Consider the following 15600-nt stretch of genomic DNA (forward strand, 5'->3'; position numbering starts at 1 on the left):
TTAAAAATCGTAATTCAACTAAATTTGCAAATGCATAATTTTGCAAGCTTCTACCCATCTTTCAACAATAAATCTTGTTCCTTTCTTAGCTTCACAAGCAATTGATCGACATAAGTTTTTATTTTCTGCGGAAGCGTATTCCAATTTTGATCTTTTTTGAAACTTCTGCAATAATCTAAATCACATTCAACGGCACGAATTGCATATTTTTTGTTCTTATAAACCGTAATGATTTTAACGCGTTTTATTTCATTATCCTCATTTCGAGTTCCGTAAACAATAATAGGATCAATATAACCATCGCCATCAAGATCTTTAGTGCTGCAATATTTTGTCCAGAACCAAATGTTAGTTTCTTTTGGTTCAGTATTTTCTAAAAGATCATTAATTCTCCATTTTTCCAGAAAACCACCATGATCATTCATTGTAGAAATCGCCTGAATCTTAGTATTTAGAGTGTCTTTTTTAGAAATAGTTTTCTGGTTTTCACAGAAAAGCAATTCATAAACACCGCCTTTATCCTGATATTCGAAAGCTTTGTAAATAGGAAAATCAGAAACTCCGTTCAGTTCTTTCTGTATTATTTCGTCTTTAGTCAATTTATAACTGCTTACTTTTTGTGAAAAGCTGAAAGTTGAATAAGAAAGCAGCAGCAATAAAATATAATGTTTCATAGAATGAGGCGCGTTTTTTTGATATTTCAAAGATATTTAAAACCTTATTTAACGATGGGAAATTTATATTTTTAAAAAAGCATATTTTGTTGTATTTTTCTAACCTAAAAGTATTGGTAAATCGTTTTAGTAAAAAGCCAATGCTGTTCTGGACCAAAATAATATTAAAAAATTACCTGATGAATAGAATGAAATGTAAAAGTCTTCTTTTGGGATTAACCTTTTTATCGCTGGGTTACGGCAATAAAATGAATGCACAAAAGAAAATAGAGAAAAAAAATCTAATTCAGTATGTCGATCCAATGATTGGTACAGCCAAGATGGGACATACTTATCCCGGAGCTACCGTTCCTTTTGGAAGTGTGCAATTAAGTCCTGAAACAGATACAATTGCTTACAGTTTAAACGGAAAATACAATGGCGATGTTTATAAATATTGCGCTGGATATCAATACGAAGACAAAACGATTGTAGGTTTTAGCCATACCCATTTTAGCGGAACAGGACATTCGGACTTAGGAGATTTTTTAATCATGCCAACAACCGGAAAATTACAATTGAATCCTGGAGTAGCCTCAAAACCATTGTCAGGTTATAGATCTGCGTTTTCACATTCAACCGAAAAAGCAGAACCAGCTTATTACAGCGTATTTCTTGAAGATCATAAAATCAAAGCCGAACTTACGGCAACGACAAGAGTTGGAATGCATCAATATACTTTTCCAAAGTCAGATGAAGCACATATTATTCTTGATTTAACTTCGGGAATCTATAATTATGATAAAAAGAATGTCTGGACATTTGTTCGCGTTGAGAATGACACATTAATCACAGGATATCGTCAGACAAACGGATGGGCGAGAACCAGAACTGTTTATTTTGCCATGTCTTTTAGTAAACCAATTAAAAGTTACGGACAAGCAGCACAGGAAAAAAGTGTTTACAGAGGTTTCTGGGGAAGATTTGATCAAACCAAAAACTTCCCTGAAATGGCGGGTCAAAACTTAAAATTGTTTTTTGATTTCAATACAGAAGAAGGAGAAAAAATCAAAATAAAAATGGCCTTATCGCCGGTAAGTTCTGCCGGAGCACTAGAAAATATGAAAAAAGAAGTTCCGGGTTGGGATTTCGAAAAAGTCAAAAAACAAAGTCAGGAAGTCTGGAATAACGAACTGAACAAAATTCAGATTGAAACCATTCAAAAGGAAGATTTAGTGAATTTTTATACCTCAATGTATCACGCTTTTTTAGGTCCAACAGAATACATGGATTTAGACGGGAATTACAAAGGTTTGGATATGAATGTTCATAAAGCCGAAAACTTTAAAAATTATACCAGTTATTCTTTGTGGGATACTTATAGAGCTTTACATCCTTTATTTAATATTGTTCAGCCTGCGAGAAACTCAGATATGATTAGTTCAATGTTGGCACATTCAGATCAAAGTGTGCATAAAATGTTGCCAATCTGGTCGCATTATGCCAATGAAAACTGGTGTATGATTGGTTATCATTCCGTGTCTGTTGTTGCCGATGCAATTGTAAAAGGAAACGGAAATTTTGATAAAGAGAAAGCGCTTCAGGCTTGTATAAATACAGCAAAAGTTCCGTATTACGACGGTTTAGAATATTATATGAAAATGGGTTACGTACCCGAAGATAAAAACGGATCTTCGGTTTCTAAAACATTAGAATATGCTTATGATGATTGGGCAATTGCTCAGGCAGCAAAAAAGTTAGGTAAAACAGAAGTTTATAATGAATTTATCGAAAGATCTAAAAATTACAAAAACGTTTACGATGCAAAAACAGGATTTATGCGTCCTAAATTGAATGACGGAACTTTCAAAAAAGAATTTGATCCGCTTGATACACACGGACAAGGTTTTATCGAAGGAAATTCATGGAATTATAGTTTATACGTTCCGCAAGATCCTGCAGAAATGATTAAAATGATGGGTGGAAATGACAAATTTAATGTTCGTTTGGATTCTTTATTCAGCATGCATTTACCGGACAAATATTTTGAAAATACAGAAGATATTACCAGAGAAGGAATCATAGGAAATTATGTGCACGGAAATGAACCTTCGCATCACGTTGTTTATCTATACGATTGGACAAATTCGCCATGGAAAGCGCAAGACAAAATCAGAATGATTCTGAAAAAAATGTACAGAAATGGTGCTGACGGTTTAGGTGGAAATGACGATTTTGGACAAATGAGCGCTTGGTATATTTTTAGCAGTTTAGGATTTTATCCAGTTGCTCCAGGTTCAGATGAATATGCTTTGGGAAGTCCGTTGGTTAAAAAAGCTGTTTTTAATTTAGAAAACGGAAAAAATTTCGAAGTAGAAACCGTAAATCAATCTGATAAAAATGTGTTTGTGAGTAAAGTACTTTTAAACGGAAAACAATTAGACAAGCCTTTCTTGAAACATGCAAATGTTATTAATGGCGGGAAAATTACTTTTTACATGAGTGCCAAACCTAACAAAAAGAATTACGTGAACTAATAAATTTGCCCACGGATTTTGCGGATGAAACGGGTTTATGCGGATTTTTTTATTGTCATCCTGAGCGAAGTCAAAGGCTTTTGTAACGAAAAGGGCTTCGACTTCGCTCAGCCTGACAAATATAATTTGAGAAAATTTGTGCAATTCGTGGCGGAACAACAAAAAACTTCACGAAATTTGCACTTTAAACAAAAGTAAATATGAAAATAAATCTAAAATCAGGAATTGATAAATTGCTTTTCGGAATGAAGCAGAACGATGTAACGGCTGCTTTAGGAAAACCTGATAAAAATTATAAAGACGAAGATGATAATGTGATTTTTGTATACAACGCACAAAAAATCAGATTGACATTTTATCAGGAAGAAGACATGAAATTAGGTTATGTAGTGGCTTCAAGTAATGATTTAGAGGTTTTTGGCTTTAAGTTAATCGGAAGAAAAATTGCTGATGTAAAGAAAGATTTAGCGACAAAAGGAATCACAAAATATACTCAGGAAACTTTTGATACTTTCGAAAACTATTTCAATGAAGACAATTGGTTTATTCTACAAACTGAATTTGACGAAGTAGTAAAATTCGAAGTAGGAGCAATCATAAATGATAAAGACGAATTTGACTGGAAATTTCCGGTTAAGAAATAAACGTATTGTTTTGAAAAACCTTTGTCAAAGTTTTAAACTTTGACAAAGGTAAAACCAAAGGATTACACACAATCATTGTCAGACTGAGCGAAGTCGAAGTCCGCATAGTGATTCGGCTTACGGGACTTCGACTTCGCTCAGTCTGACAAAAAAAGTCTGACAGATTTTAAAGTAACAAGAATCTAACAGATTAATAAACATAAAAAAAACCGACAATCACTTGTCGGTTTTTTTGTGTTTTAAAAAGAAATTATCCTTTTAACCAAGCATTTCTAAGTTTCTCTTTAGAAGCGTCAGTTGCTTTAAAAGTTTCTTTTTCTTCAAAAGGTACTTTTACAGTTCCTTTGATAGTTTCCTCTTTTCCTGCACGTTTGATTTGAAGAGTGATCGGATCATTTTCTTTCCAGTTTTCACTTTCTGTAATCAAATCATAAATATTGTCAAGACTATATGCTTTATTATTTACAGAAACAATTACGTCTCCGGCTTTTAGATTTAAGTTCGTAAAAAATACGTTTAGATCGATATCAGGGCGAACATTAATTGCTTTAGTTGCTTTATCTACGCTAATGTATGGGTTTTGTCCTTTGATGAAAATTGACCCGGGAGTTTTCTCAGAAGCTTTTGTAACACCAACTTTTGCTAAATAAAAATCATAAGGAATTGGAGTTGGTCCAGCCACATATTTATTCAAAAATTCTCCAACTTCAGGATATGTCAATTGAGTGATTTTTGCAAAAAGATCTTCATCATTAAATGGTTTTTCAACACCATATTCAGCAGATAATTTATGCATTAAATCAAGAATACCTCTTTCTCCGTTGCTTTTTTCTCTGATGATAATATCAATACACATTCCAATTAGGGCACCTTTTTGGTACACATTTAAGTATTGATCTTTGTACGGCTGCTCTAATACATTTTTACTCATTACAGTAAATGGCATTGTGTCATTTAATGATTTTGATTGTTCGATTTTATCAGCAATACGAGTATAGAATTCAGATTCATTAATCAAACCTTGGTTGATTTGAAAAAGATTAGCAAAATATTCTGTTACACCTTCATACATCCATAAATGCTCAGACATTTTAGGCGCATTATAATCAAAAAACTGAATTTCTTTTGAGTGGATAGTCAATGGAGTCACAATATGAAAAAACTCATGAGAAACGACATCTTTCATCGTTTCTACTAATTTTTCTTTTGGCATAGATTCCGGTAAAACAACCGTAGTTGCAGTTGGATGCTCTAAAGCTCCAAAACCGTGAGCGTCGTCTTTTGCCATAGATGATAAATACACTAAAACTGTATATTTTTTATTAGCATTTACTTTTCCTAAAAAGTTTTTCTGCGCCGTCATCATTGTCTTCATTTCCGGAGTGATGCTTTCTGCAGTAAATTTTCCTGTTGGAGAATAAACAGCGATTAAAATATCCATTCCGTTTACGTTAAATGTAGTATAATCCGGTTTTGAGTACATAATTGGATTCTCTACCAAAACTGCATAACGTGATGTTGTAAAAACGTCGCTTGTTTTGCTTGCATCTTCGTCAGTCATTGAAGTTGCTCCCCAAAGTGTTTCAGGATGTGTTATTGTAACTTTGTAAGGAACTTCTAGTTTATCTTGAAAATAACCTACAAAACCGTGCGTGTTAACTAAGAAATTGATTCCTGCATTGATGTTTGTTCCCGCTGGCGAGAATACATCGTCGTTACCAAATCCGGTTCCTTTTTCAGTATCAAATGTGTCACCTACCAAATAAGTAACTTTTTTTAATGTTTTAGCATTAGAAATTGACCAAGAGTTATCGTCAATTCTTTTTACAGTTAATTCTTTTCCTTTATCATCAAAAGCCTTAAAAGAATCAGAGTATTTTCCGTAATTATCCGTAGAATAAGTTCCCGGAACTGTTTTAGGAATGCTATAAATGATTTCGTCAGTTTTAATCTGTGGAGGAGTAACAGTTACGAGAACTTTGTCATCTTTTACATCGACAAGATTAATATTGACCTCTACAACATTGCTTTTTGCAGCGCCTGAAGAACTTCCTGTTTTACAGCTCCAAAGCGTTACTGCAAGAGCTAAAGTATAAAGTATTTTTTTCATTTGAATAAGTTTAGTTATTTGTATTTGACTAACAGTCGGTAAAAATGTTACAATAAAAATTAAAATATAAAAAAAAACTCCTGAAGAACAGGAGTTTCGTCTTAGTCTAGTTTGTTTTTTATATAATATTTACCATCCAAATCTTCATCAAAATCATCTATTTTAACTGGTTTTGGTTTTGGTTTATTAGCAATGGCCTTCTTTTTCCACATCTCAAATTTTTCAAGAGGCATTTTCTTTTTCATGATTTCCAGAACTTCTTTTTCTGCTAATCCAAATTCTTTTTTTATGATTTCAAATGGATTTTTTTCTTCTAAAGCTAACGAAACAAGTCTTTCCGTTTGTTCCCAATTCAATTCTTTGCGGTTACTCTTTTTCATCACGTGAAAATTAATTCAAAATAGAGGTTAATGATTAATAGATTGATTTTCAATTTAAGTATCAATATTAATAAAAAAAATAATTACTTGGTGAGTTCAAGTACGTTTTTTTATTGTTTTTAACTGTTTTTTATAGATCTCGATTTTTGAAACGGAATTTTCAATAAATTTTTCAATTTATTGTTTTCTTCAGGCAGCATATGTGTGTCAACGCCATAGATTAATTTGTCTTTGGATAATGTTGTAAAAGTTCCAAAAAGACGATCCCAAACCGAAAATATGTTTCCGTAATTACTGTCTGTGTAAGGAACAACATAATGATGATGTACTTTATGCATATTGGGAGAAACAATAAAATAACTCAGAAAAATATCTAGTTTATTTGGCAGCGAAATATTAGCGTGATTAAACTGCGTCGCTACAACTGACAAGGTTTGGTACAAAAAGACCATCCACATTGGAGTTCCTACGATCAGAACCCCAAGAGTTGTAAATACAAAACGAATTACGCTTTCTCCCGGATGATGTCTGTTGGCAGTTGTTGTGTCAATCCACGTGTCTGTATGATGGACAATATGAAAACGCCACAGGAATTTTATTTTATGTTGAATATAATGCGGTAAATAAGCCCCGATTAAATCCAATAAAAGCAATCCGATTAAGGTATAAAGCAAAATTGGAATCTCCGGAAGCCATTGTAAAATTCCAAAATGATTTTCAGTTGTCCACGATGCTGTTTTGATTAAGATAAAAGCCAGTAAAAAATTAATGATAATGGTTGTCAATGTCAGGAAAAAGTTGATTCCTGCATGATGCCATTTTTTATATTGCATCTGAAATAGGGGAAAGGTGTTCTCTATAATCCAGAAAAAAGTTATTCCTCCAACCAGAATTAAACTTCGATGTGCAGAGGGAATCGTACTGAAATATGCAATTACTTCATTCATAATACTTGAATTTAGAATAAAAATGAGAAAGAGAAAATCAAATATAAATATATCAGATTTTCTCTTTCAAAATAGAGTTACTTATAAAAGTATTTATGCTTTTTTTACGAGACTAATTAGAAATAATAGCACCCATGCACCTCCAACGGCTATAATAATTTGCCAAAGCAATCCGCCGCCACCAATACCGAGTCTTCCGGCAATCCAGCCACCAATGATTCCACCAACAATTCCAACGATGATATTACCAAGTAATCCAAAGCCTGCACCTTTCCAGATTTGGCCTGCTAACCATCCTGAAATGGCTCCTATAAGTAAAAAGTACAAAAATTCCATAGTGTTAAGTTTTTTAGTTATGATTTGATTTATAAAGGGGATTAAGCTTCAGCGTGGTTTTGCAATAATGTTTTATAAATAAATCCGGCGACTATTGCTCCTAAAATTGGTGCTAGCCAAAATAACCAAACTTGAGATAAAGGTTCTCCTCCGGTAAAAATTGCTTGTGACAATGATCTTGCAGGATTTACTGAAGTATTGGTAATTGGAATACTGATTAAGTGAATTAAAGTCAAGGCTAAACCAATTGCGATTCCTGCAAATCTTCCGTTTGCAAATTTATCTGTAGCGCCCAGAATTACCAATAAGAAGAATAATGTCAGAACAAACTCAGCTATAAATGCAGATTGTAAAGAATATCCATCAGGAGAAAATGCGCCAAAACCATTTGAAGCAAAAGCTCCGGCTTTAGTATTATCAATTACATTTCCTGCTTTGCCTGACCAGATTATAAACAATGTTCCCGCAGCTGCTAATGCTCCAACACATTGCGAAATAATGTAAGGCAATAGATCTTTTGCCGGAAATCTTCCTCCAGCCCATAAACCGAAAGATACAGCAGGATTAAAATGTCCGCCTGAGATATGTCCAACTGCATAAGCCATCGTTAATACGGTTAAACCGAAGGCCAAAGCAACACCAGCAAAGCCAATTCCCAGATTAGGAATGCCGGCAGCAAAAAGAGCGCTCCCGCAACCTCCAAAAACAAGCCAATAGGTTCCGAAAAATTCTGCAAATAATTTTTTCATAATAAAATAATTTAATGGTTAATGTTAAATAGTGTATTGGTAAGCCCAATACACGAAAATAATCTGTAAGAACAAACGTACAAATAAAATCCATTTTGGCAAGCCGAAACTTGCTTTTTTATTTTGAAACATGAATAAGTTAGCAGGAAATACAGCAATTAAGAGTACAATGATACCCCAAGCTGCTAATTTAGTCGTAGGATGAAACAGCAGAAGTATGCCAAGAATTATTTCGGCAGCTCCGCTTATGGTATTTATTAATTTAGGGTTTTTAAATGCGGGAGGAATGATTTTGATATACATTCCCGGTTTTCTAAAATGATTAAGTCCGGCAACTATATAAAGAAAAGCCATTAAATATAAATGCCAGGGTAGATTCATGATATCTTATTGTTTATCACGAATTTATAAAAAAATTAACAATTATAACATTACAAGACGCTTTTTTTTCGTGTCTTGCAAATTAGGCTATTTTTTAGACTTGAAATTTACATTCATAATAATTATCGCTAAAATAATTAATACAATTCCAACCCATTGAGAGAAGATAACTTGCTCATTTAATAAAACGTAAGCCATCATAACAGAAACCGGAAGTTCTAGTGCCGAAACAATACTTCCTAATCCAATTCCGGTTAACGGGAAACCTGCAGTCATTAACATAGGAGGAATAATAGTACCGAATAAAGCCAGTATAATTCCCCATTTCATGAAAATCTCAAAGTTAAAAGGTGTAACCTGAGTTGCAAACGCAAATGAGAATACGATAATAGCTCCACCTAAAAGCATGTATAAGCTTCTTTGAGCAGACGAAATTTCAGTTGCAACACTATTTGCAGTAAACATAGTTGTAGTAAAAGATGCCGCCGCCAAAACTCCCCAAGCGATACCTCTCCAGTCTAATTGAATATCATTATGGATAATATTGGTTGCCAAAACAGTACCAATAAGTACAATAATTACGGCAATGACTTTTTGTTTTGAAGGTAATTTTTTTTCTAAAATCATTTCAAGTAAAACTCCCATCCAAACTGTTTGCATTAAAAGAACAATACCTATAGATACCGGAATGAATTTTACGGCTAAATAATAGAATAAACTTGTCATTCCTAATGAAGTTCCTGCAAGCATTAAGCTAAATATATTTTTTTTGGAAGCTTTTACAACTTTGTCTTTATGTTTTGCTTTTTGAAAAGCATTGATCAATAAAATACCAATAATTCCAAGTATAAATTGAGATGTTGTTACTTCGGCAGTTGTATATCCTTCAGAATAGGCCATTTTTACGAAAGTAGCTAACATTCCGTAAGTTGTTGCTCCTATTGCAACTAAAAATACTCCCTTTAATACGTTGTTTTGTGACATCTTATACTTGTTTGATTAAAAAAATAAAGCCGGCAAAGGTAAGCTATTTTGTTTAAGAATTAGTAGAAAAAGGTTATAAACATTATTATCACTATGGTTTGAAGTCTAATTTTTATTCTAAAATTATGAATTTGATATAATTACCACCCGAATAAAAATAAGAAACCCATCAAAATCTAAATTTTGATGGGTTTGACTTATATAAGATAAAATAAACTTGTTGTTATTTTACAACAGGCTGATTTTGATATACTTCAATTTCGAAAATCAAAGTTGCATTTGGTGGAATTACTCCTCCGGCACCTTTTTCTCCGTAAGCTAAATTTGCAGGAAGAATGAATGTTGCTTTTTCTCCGTCAGTCATCATATCCAATGCTTCGATAAAACCAGGAATCATTCCGTCTTTTTTACCAACTTCAAAAGGAAACGCTTTGTATCCGCCTTGTGCATCTCTTGCGGCATTATATTGACCATAAGCTTTTGCTACACTTGGTAAACTGCTGTCAAAAAGATTTCCGTCTTCAAAATAACCTGCATAATGAAAGTAGATTGTAGATCCCGGAGCACCTTTTACACCACTTCCTTTTTTTGTAATTACATATTTTAAACCAGATGCAGTTGTAGTCGCTGCGGCTTTTGTTGCTGCAAAAGAAACGGCTTTTTCTGAAGCTGCTTTTTTAGTTAGTTCTTTTTGAGCCTCTAATTTTTGAGCTTCTATTTTTTTCTCAGCTTCTTTGTTTTTTTCATAATCGCTAAAAACTTTTACAGCATCAAATTTTTTGGCAGCAGCGCCTTTGCGTGTAATAACGATTTTTGTGATCACATCATCCTGAACAATTTTATTTACAACGTCCATTCCAGAAACTACATGACCAAAAATAGTATGTTTTCCGTTAAGCCATTGCGTGTCTTTGTGCGTGATAAAAAATTGACTTCCGTTTGTTGCAGGTCCAGAATTAGCCATTGCTAAAATTCCGCCTTTATCAAATTTCAATTCAGGAACAAACTCATCTTTAAATGCATATCCCGGATCTCCAGAACCATTTCCTTGCGGATCTCCACCCTGAATCATAAAGTCATTGATAACTCTGTGAAATTTTAATCCGTCATAAAAAGGCTTTCCTTTTTTGCTTTCAACTTTTACATAAGGGTTTTTACCTTCTGCCAAAGCGATGAAGTTTGCAACTGTTACTGGAGCTTTTACATATTCTAAAGTTAAAACAATGTCTCCTTTTGTAGTTGAAATAGTAGCAAAAATACCTTCACTAGGATTTGTTGCAGGAGCCGCTTTTGCTGTTGCAGGTTTTGGTTTTGCAACCAGTTTTTTTGGTGCTTGAGCTTGAATATTAGCTATCGCTAAGCAAAATAAAAATAGAAATTTAAATTTCATAGTGTATCGAATTTAAGTCTGTAATAACGCTTTAAAGATAAGAATATTATTACGGTTTCTCTAATAATTGTATTTCGAAAATAATATTAGCATTTGGCGGAATAACTCCTCCTGCTCCAGTTGCTCCATATGCTAAATGAGACGGAATAAAAAGAACTGCTTTATCTCCAAAAGAAAGTTGCTCGATTCCTTCAATAAATCCTGGAATCATACCGTCTTTACGACCTGCCTGAAACGGAATTGGTTGGTATCCGTGTTGTTCTGCTCTTGCCTGATCAAACTTTCCATAAGCTTTATTAACTTCTTCTACACTTGAATCAAACAAAGTTCCGTCTTCTAAGAAACCAGAATAGTTAATGTAGATTTGAGTTCCTGCAGCTGGTTTTTTACCATTTCCTTTTTCAGTAATTACAAACTCTAAACCAGTAGTTGTTTTTGTCGCTTTTGGTCTTACAGAAGCCAAATAAGCTACTTTTTCTTTTTGAACACCGTCAAATTTGCTTTTTTCTTTTGCGATTTCAGAAAAATAATCGTGAAATACTTTTACAGCATCAAACTTCTTTGCAGCTTCACCATTTCTGATGATAGTTACGGTTACAATTTTATCGTCTTGTTTAACTTGATTTACAACTTCCTGACCTTTTTCTACAACGTGACCAAAAATAGTGTGTTTTCCGTTTAACCATGGAGTTTCAACATGTGTGATAAAAAATTGGCTGCTGTTTGTTCCAGGACCATTATTTGCCATCGCCAGAACTCCGCCTTTGTCAAATTTAAGATCTGTGATTTCATCTTTAAATCTGTAACCTGCATCTCCAGAACCAGTTCCTTCAGGATCTCCGGTTTGAATCATGAAATCTTCAATAACTCTGTGGAATTTTAATCCGTCATAAAAGTGTTTATTTTTTAAATAATCTTTTGTCACGAATTCATTTTTACCTTCGGCAAGAGTTACAAAGTTAGCTACCGTAATTGGAGCTTTTTTATAATCTAATTCTACAATAATATGTCCTTTATTAGTTTCAATATCAGCATATAAACCATCAGGTAAATTGCTGTGTTCGTCTTTACAAGAATAAAATGAGGTAACGGCTAGTAGTAATAATAAAATACTTTTTTTCATTTTTAAAATGTTTTTTTATGGGTTTATTGTATCTTTTTTAGCTTTAGGTGCCGGTTTTACGGCTAATGGTTTTGGCGTTGCAGGTGGTGGAGTTTGTCCTCCTGCAGTTTGCGCAGCGGGAGTTTGTCCTGCCGGAATTCCTGTTTTTGCTGCAGCAGGATCCGGTACAAAATTTCTAAGCGTAACCGTGCAAATTAATGATTGATTAGTACCAATTTTTTTGTTGTCTCCATGATATCCGTAAGCAATATGAGACGGAAACAAGAAAGTCACCGTTTCATTTTTATGCATCAGTTTAATACCATCGCGCAATCCCATCATGATATCTTGTTTGTCTACATAATAAGTTTGCGGTCCAAGATCAGCTTCTGAATAAATAATATTGCCTTTTATATCTTTTACTTCCAAATTAAAATAAGCGATATCGCCTTTTCTAGGTGTTGCAAGATCGGTTTCATTTTTTTCATCATAAGAAAACCAATATCCTTTTCTGGTAGCAAAATATTTAGTTTTAGGATTGCTTTTGATTATTTTTTTGATAACCTCTTCTTCATTAGCAATTATTTTTTTGTTACGATCAACTGATTTTTTCATGAAAGTTCCCGAAGTCCTTGAAATAGGTCTTCTCGCATCTTCATGCTGTTTACAGCTAACCAGTAAAACAGCAAAAAGTAGGGTGTAAATGCTTGTTTTTAGGTAGTTCATGGGGTTATATGTTTAGTTTGGTTACTAAATTTTCAAATTTTGTCAAAGTTTCTTCCATCGAAACATCAGATCTTCCGCCGGCAGCATTGCTATGTCCGCCTCCGTTAAAATGATCTCTCGCAAATTGGTTCACATCAAATCCTCCTTGCGAACGGAAAGAGATTTTGATTATTTTCTCGTCTTTATTTTCGATAAAAATAGCAGTAAAAAGAATACCTTTTATACTTAATCCATAATTTACGATTCCTTCAGTGTCACCTTTTACATAATTAAAAGAATCCAACTCAGCTTGAGTAAGCGAAGTATAAGAAGTTTTATGGTCCTCAAAAACTTTCATGTTCTGCAAAGCACGACCTAATAATTGCAAACGGCTGTAAGAACTATTGTCAAATAATAAAACCGGAATTTGAGTATTTTCAACTCCCAGATCAATTAATTCAGCAATGATTCGGTGTGTATTTCCTGTTGTTCCCGGAAAGCGAAACGAACCTGAATCGGTCAAAATTCCTGTATAAATACACGTTGCAATTGTTTTGTCCAGATCTTCTTTTTTGCCTAAAAACGAAATGAAGTTATAAACCATTTCGCAAGTAGACCCAAATGTAGTATCAGAATACATATAAGCAGCATAATCATCAGGTTTTTGATGATGATCAATCATGATAAATGGAGCCGTTAGCTTAGCCAAAGTATGTTCCATTTCGCCTGTACGATGAAAAGCATTAAAGTCAAGCGTAAAAATCAACTCAGCTTCTTCTAATATTTTGGTGCAGTTTTCAGTATCTTTTTCGAATATTTTTACAGTTTCTGAGCCTGGTAACCAAGCTAGAAAATCAGGAAAATCGTTCGGTGCAATTACAGTTGCCTGATGCTTATTTTTTAGTAAAAAATGATATAATGCTAAGGTCGAGCCCATAGCGTCTCCATCAGGACCTCTATGCGGAATTATGGCGATTTTCTTTGGGGTTGCGAGTAATAATTGTATCGCTTGAATATCTTGTATTTTCATAGTGTGCGAATTTACATTTTTTTAATGTAATGTTGAAATCATTTTACAGATTAACACACTTTTATGTTGGTCGTTAATTGTGAAATGTAAAATGTGAAATGTAAAAGGGAATTGCGTTTGGAATTTGGAATTTAATTTTTGAGATTTAAATTTATACGCAGATGAAACGGATTCGCTAAAGCGAAAACGCGGATTTAAACTGATTTTTTGCGTGATTTTACCTTAATAAAATTAAAGTTCCAGAGGAACGATTTATTTTGTAGCAACGGATTTTAATCCGTTGAGAATTTGGGATTTGGAATTTATTCTTTGGAATTTTTTAATATTTTGGAATTTAAAAATTGGAGTTTAATCTTTGGTACAGCCTGAACTTCGCTCCTTTGACAATTTGTGATTTATAAATTCCCATAGAACCTGAAGAAAAGTAAGCGATAATACAAGCAATTGCAATGAAAATTCCGGGTTGAATTCCAAAGAGTTCCATGCCCATAATTGTACAGGCGATAGGAGTGTGGGTCGCGCCCGAAAATACAGCAACGAATCCCAATCCTGCTAAAAACGCAATTGGCAACGGAATTATCAAGGATAAAGCACTTCCTAAAGTAGCGCCAACAAAAAATAACGGAGTTACTTCGCCACCTTTAAAACCTGCTCCTAAAGTAAAACCTGTAAACAGAATTTTCAATAAAAAATCATACCACGGATTTGCATTCGAAAATGAATCTACAATTACAGGAACGCCTAATCCGGAGAATTTCGTAAGTCCGAAACCTGCAATTGCAATGGCAAGAATAATTCCGCCAATAAAAGGACGCAACGGAGGATATTTTATATTTTTCGAAAAAAGCGAACCCCAAAAATGAGTACTTCTGGCGAATAACAAAGCCGAAAATCCGGATAAAATTCCAATTATAATTACATAGCCAATTGTCGGAATACTAAGTTCAGGAACAACCGGAATGCTATAATGTGTATGTTTTACATGCCAAAATTCTACGGTAAAATAAGCTGCATAAGCCACTAGAAAAGATAAAATGATACTTTTAAGATTGATTTTGCTGAAATATAAAACTTCTAAAGCAAATATTGCGCCTGCCAATGGAGTTCCAAAAACAGAAGCAAAACCGGCACTAATTCCCAGAATAATTAAAATCTTTCTTTCGGAATTATCCAATTTAAAAATCTTAGTAAATTGATCTGCAATTGCTCCGCCCATTTGGACCGCTGTACCTTCGCGACCGGCTGAACCTCCAAATAAATGGGTAAGTAAAGTTCCTAAAAGTACTAAAGGAGCCATTTTTAGCGGAATCACTTTTTGAGGATTTTCGTATTCTTCAAGCAATAAATTATTGCCTTTTACGACAGATTCTCCCCAAAAATAATAACTCAAACCAACTAATAATCCACCAAAAGGCAAAAGCCAGATAATCCAATCGTGGTGAATTCTAAATTGTGTTACAAATTCCAGAGAAACCAGAAAAAATGCTGATGCAGATCCTGATAAAATCCCTATCAAAACACAAATGAGAATCCATTTGAAAATTGTCAGAAGTATTTGTTTTGGGGTTTGAGAAGTCATTAATTATTTAAGAGAAGTTTTTTCTGCCACGAATTTCACGAATTTTCGCGAATTTCTTCGTGTTTTTGCGGAA

Annotated in this window: 15 protein-coding genes; 2 read left to right on the plus strand and 13 right to left on the minus strand. The window is 33.7% G+C overall.

Going from position 1 to position 15600, the window contains the following annotated elements; all coding sequences use genetic code 11:
• Positions 1-50: 50 nt before the first annotated feature.
• Entirely contained in the window at positions 51-674 is a 624-nt protein-coding gene (locus CLU81_RS20270) for a M949_RS01915 family surface polysaccharide biosynthesis protein (RefSeq protein WP_099711458.1), read from the minus strand.
• Positions 675-862: 188 nt separating this feature from the next.
• Here CLU81_RS20270 and CLU81_RS20275 point away from each other — a divergent pair, with 188 nt between their 5' ends.
• Entirely contained in the window at positions 863-3190 is a 2328-nt protein-coding gene (locus CLU81_RS20275) for a GH92 family glycosyl hydrolase (protein ID WP_099712818.1), read from the plus strand.
• A gap of 200 nt (positions 3191-3390) precedes the next feature.
• A complete protein-coding gene (locus tag CLU81_RS20280; protein ID WP_099711459.1) occupies positions 3391-3834 on the plus strand; it encodes a hypothetical protein in 444 nt (147 codons plus the stop codon).
• Positions 3835-4084: 250 nt separating this feature from the next.
• Here CLU81_RS20280 and CLU81_RS20285 read toward each other — a convergent pair whose 3' ends face one another.
• The 12 genes from CLU81_RS20285 to CLU81_RS20340 all read right to left on the minus strand — a co-directional run bounded on the left by CLU81_RS20285 (position 4085) and on the right by CLU81_RS20340 (position 15527).
• Positions 4085-5944, minus strand: coding sequence for a peptidase M61 (locus CLU81_RS20285; RefSeq protein WP_099711460.1), 1860 nt, complete (start codon positions 5942-5944; stop codon positions 4085-4087).
• 101 nt (positions 5945-6045) lie between these two features.
• A complete protein-coding gene (locus CLU81_RS20290; RefSeq protein WP_068843242.1) occupies positions 6046-6324 on the minus strand; it encodes a DUF2805 domain-containing protein in 279 nt (92 codons plus the stop codon).
• A 119-nt stretch (positions 6325-6443) separates the two neighbouring features.
• A complete protein-coding gene (locus CLU81_RS20295) occupies positions 6444-7271 on the minus strand; it encodes a sterol desaturase family protein (protein WP_099711461.1) in 828 nt (275 codons plus the stop codon).
• A 93-nt stretch (positions 7272-7364) separates the two neighbouring features.
• A complete protein-coding gene (locus CLU81_RS20300) occupies positions 7365-7607 on the minus strand; it encodes a GlsB/YeaQ/YmgE family stress response membrane protein (RefSeq protein WP_099711462.1) in 243 nt (80 codons plus the stop codon).
• A 41-nt stretch (positions 7608-7648) separates the two neighbouring features.
• Entirely contained in the window at positions 7649-8356 is a 708-nt protein-coding gene (aqpZ, locus tag CLU81_RS20305; RefSeq protein WP_099711463.1) for an aquaporin Z, read from the minus strand.
• Between the two features lie 24 nt (positions 8357-8380).
• Positions 8381-8737, minus strand: coding sequence for a DoxX family membrane protein (locus tag CLU81_RS20310; RefSeq protein WP_099711464.1), 357 nt, complete (start codon positions 8735-8737; stop codon positions 8381-8383).
• An 87-nt stretch (positions 8738-8824) separates the two neighbouring features.
• Positions 8825-9721, minus strand: a complete 897-nt coding sequence (locus CLU81_RS20315) for a DMT family transporter (protein ID WP_099711465.1) — start codon at positions 9719-9721, stop codon at positions 8825-8827.
• A gap of 223 nt (positions 9722-9944) precedes the next feature.
• On the minus strand, positions 9945-11111 hold the full coding sequence (locus tag CLU81_RS20320; protein ID WP_099711466.1) for a peptidylprolyl isomerase: 1167 nt from the start codon (positions 11109-11111) through the stop codon (positions 9945-9947).
• Between the two features lie 49 nt (positions 11112-11160).
• Positions 11161-12234, minus strand: a complete 1074-nt coding sequence (locus CLU81_RS20325; RefSeq protein ID WP_099711467.1) for a peptidylprolyl isomerase — start codon at positions 12232-12234, stop codon at positions 11161-11163.
• Between the two features lie 15 nt (positions 12235-12249).
• Positions 12250-12939 carry a gliding motility-associated peptidyl-prolyl isomerase GldI gene (gene gldI, locus CLU81_RS20330; RefSeq protein WP_099711468.1) on the minus strand — a complete coding sequence of 230 codons (690 nt, stop codon included), beginning with the start codon at positions 12937-12939 and terminating at the stop codon, positions 12250-12252.
• Between the two features lie 4 nt (positions 12940-12943).
• Positions 12944-13948, minus strand: coding sequence for a bifunctional oligoribonuclease/PAP phosphatase NrnA (locus CLU81_RS20335; RefSeq protein WP_099711469.1), 1005 nt, complete (start codon positions 13946-13948; stop codon positions 12944-12946).
• A 334-nt stretch (positions 13949-14282) separates the two neighbouring features.
• Positions 14283-15527 (minus strand): chloride channel protein, encoded by a 1245-nt coding sequence (locus CLU81_RS20340; protein WP_099711470.1) that lies wholly within the window; start codon positions 15525-15527, stop codon positions 14283-14285.
• Between the last annotated feature and the right edge of the window lie 73 nt (positions 15528-15600).

The sequence above is a fragment of the Flavobacterium sp. 9 genome (assembly GCF_002754195.1).
Taxonomy (GTDB): Bacteria; Bacteroidota; Bacteroidia; order Flavobacteriales; family Flavobacteriaceae; genus Flavobacterium.

Bases quoted from the DNA above. Each gene is read 5' to 3' on its own strand.
- CLU81_RS20285 (WP_099711460.1), bottom strand. From the start codon at position 5,944: ATGAAAAAAATACTTTATACTTTAGCTCTTGCAGTAACGCTTTGGAGC.
- CLU81_RS20340 (WP_099711470.1), bottom strand. From the start codon at position 15,527: ATGACTTCTCAAACCCCAAAACAAATACTTCTGACAATTTTCAAATGG.
- CLU81_RS20300 (WP_099711462.1), bottom strand. From the start codon at position 7,607: ATGGAATTTTTGTACTTTTTACTTATAGGAGCCATTTCAGGATGGTTA.
- CLU81_RS20310 (WP_099711464.1), bottom strand. From the start codon at position 8,737: ATGAATCTACCCTGGCATTTATATTTAATGGCTTTTCTTTATATAGTT.
- aqpZ (WP_099711463.1), bottom strand. From the start codon at position 8,356: ATGAAAAAATTATTTGCAGAATTTTTCGGAACCTATTGGCTTGTTTTT.
- CLU81_RS20295 (WP_099711461.1), bottom strand. From the start codon at position 7,271: ATGAATGAAGTAATTGCATATTTCAGTACGATTCCCTCTGCACATCGA.
- CLU81_RS20320 (WP_099711466.1), bottom strand. From the start codon at position 11,111: ATGAAATTTAAATTTCTATTTTTATTTTGCTTAGCGATAGCTAATATT.
- CLU81_RS20275 (WP_099712818.1), top strand. From the start codon at position 863: ATGAAATGTAAAAGTCTTCTTTTGGGATTAACCTTTTTATCGCTGGGT.
- CLU81_RS20290 (WP_068843242.1), bottom strand. From the start codon at position 6,324: ATGAAAAAGAGTAACCGCAAAGAATTGAATTGGGAACAAACGGAAAGA.
- gldI (WP_099711468.1), bottom strand. From the start codon at position 12,939: ATGAACTACCTAAAAACAAGCATTTACACCCTACTTTTTGCTGTTTTA.
- CLU81_RS20325 (WP_099711467.1), bottom strand. From the start codon at position 12,234: ATGAAAAAAAGTATTTTATTATTACTACTAGCCGTTACCTCATTTTAT.
- CLU81_RS20280 (WP_099711459.1), top strand. From the start codon at position 3,391: ATGAAAATAAATCTAAAATCAGGAATTGATAAATTGCTTTTCGGAATG.
- CLU81_RS20270 (WP_099711458.1), bottom strand. From the start codon at position 674: ATGAAACATTATATTTTATTGCTGCTGCTTTCTTATTCAACTTTCAGC.
- CLU81_RS20315 (WP_099711465.1), bottom strand. From the start codon at position 9,721: ATGTCACAAAACAACGTATTAAAGGGAGTATTTTTAGTTGCAATAGGA.
- CLU81_RS20335 (WP_099711469.1), bottom strand. From the start codon at position 13,948: ATGAAAATACAAGATATTCAAGCGATACAATTATTACTCGCAACCCCA.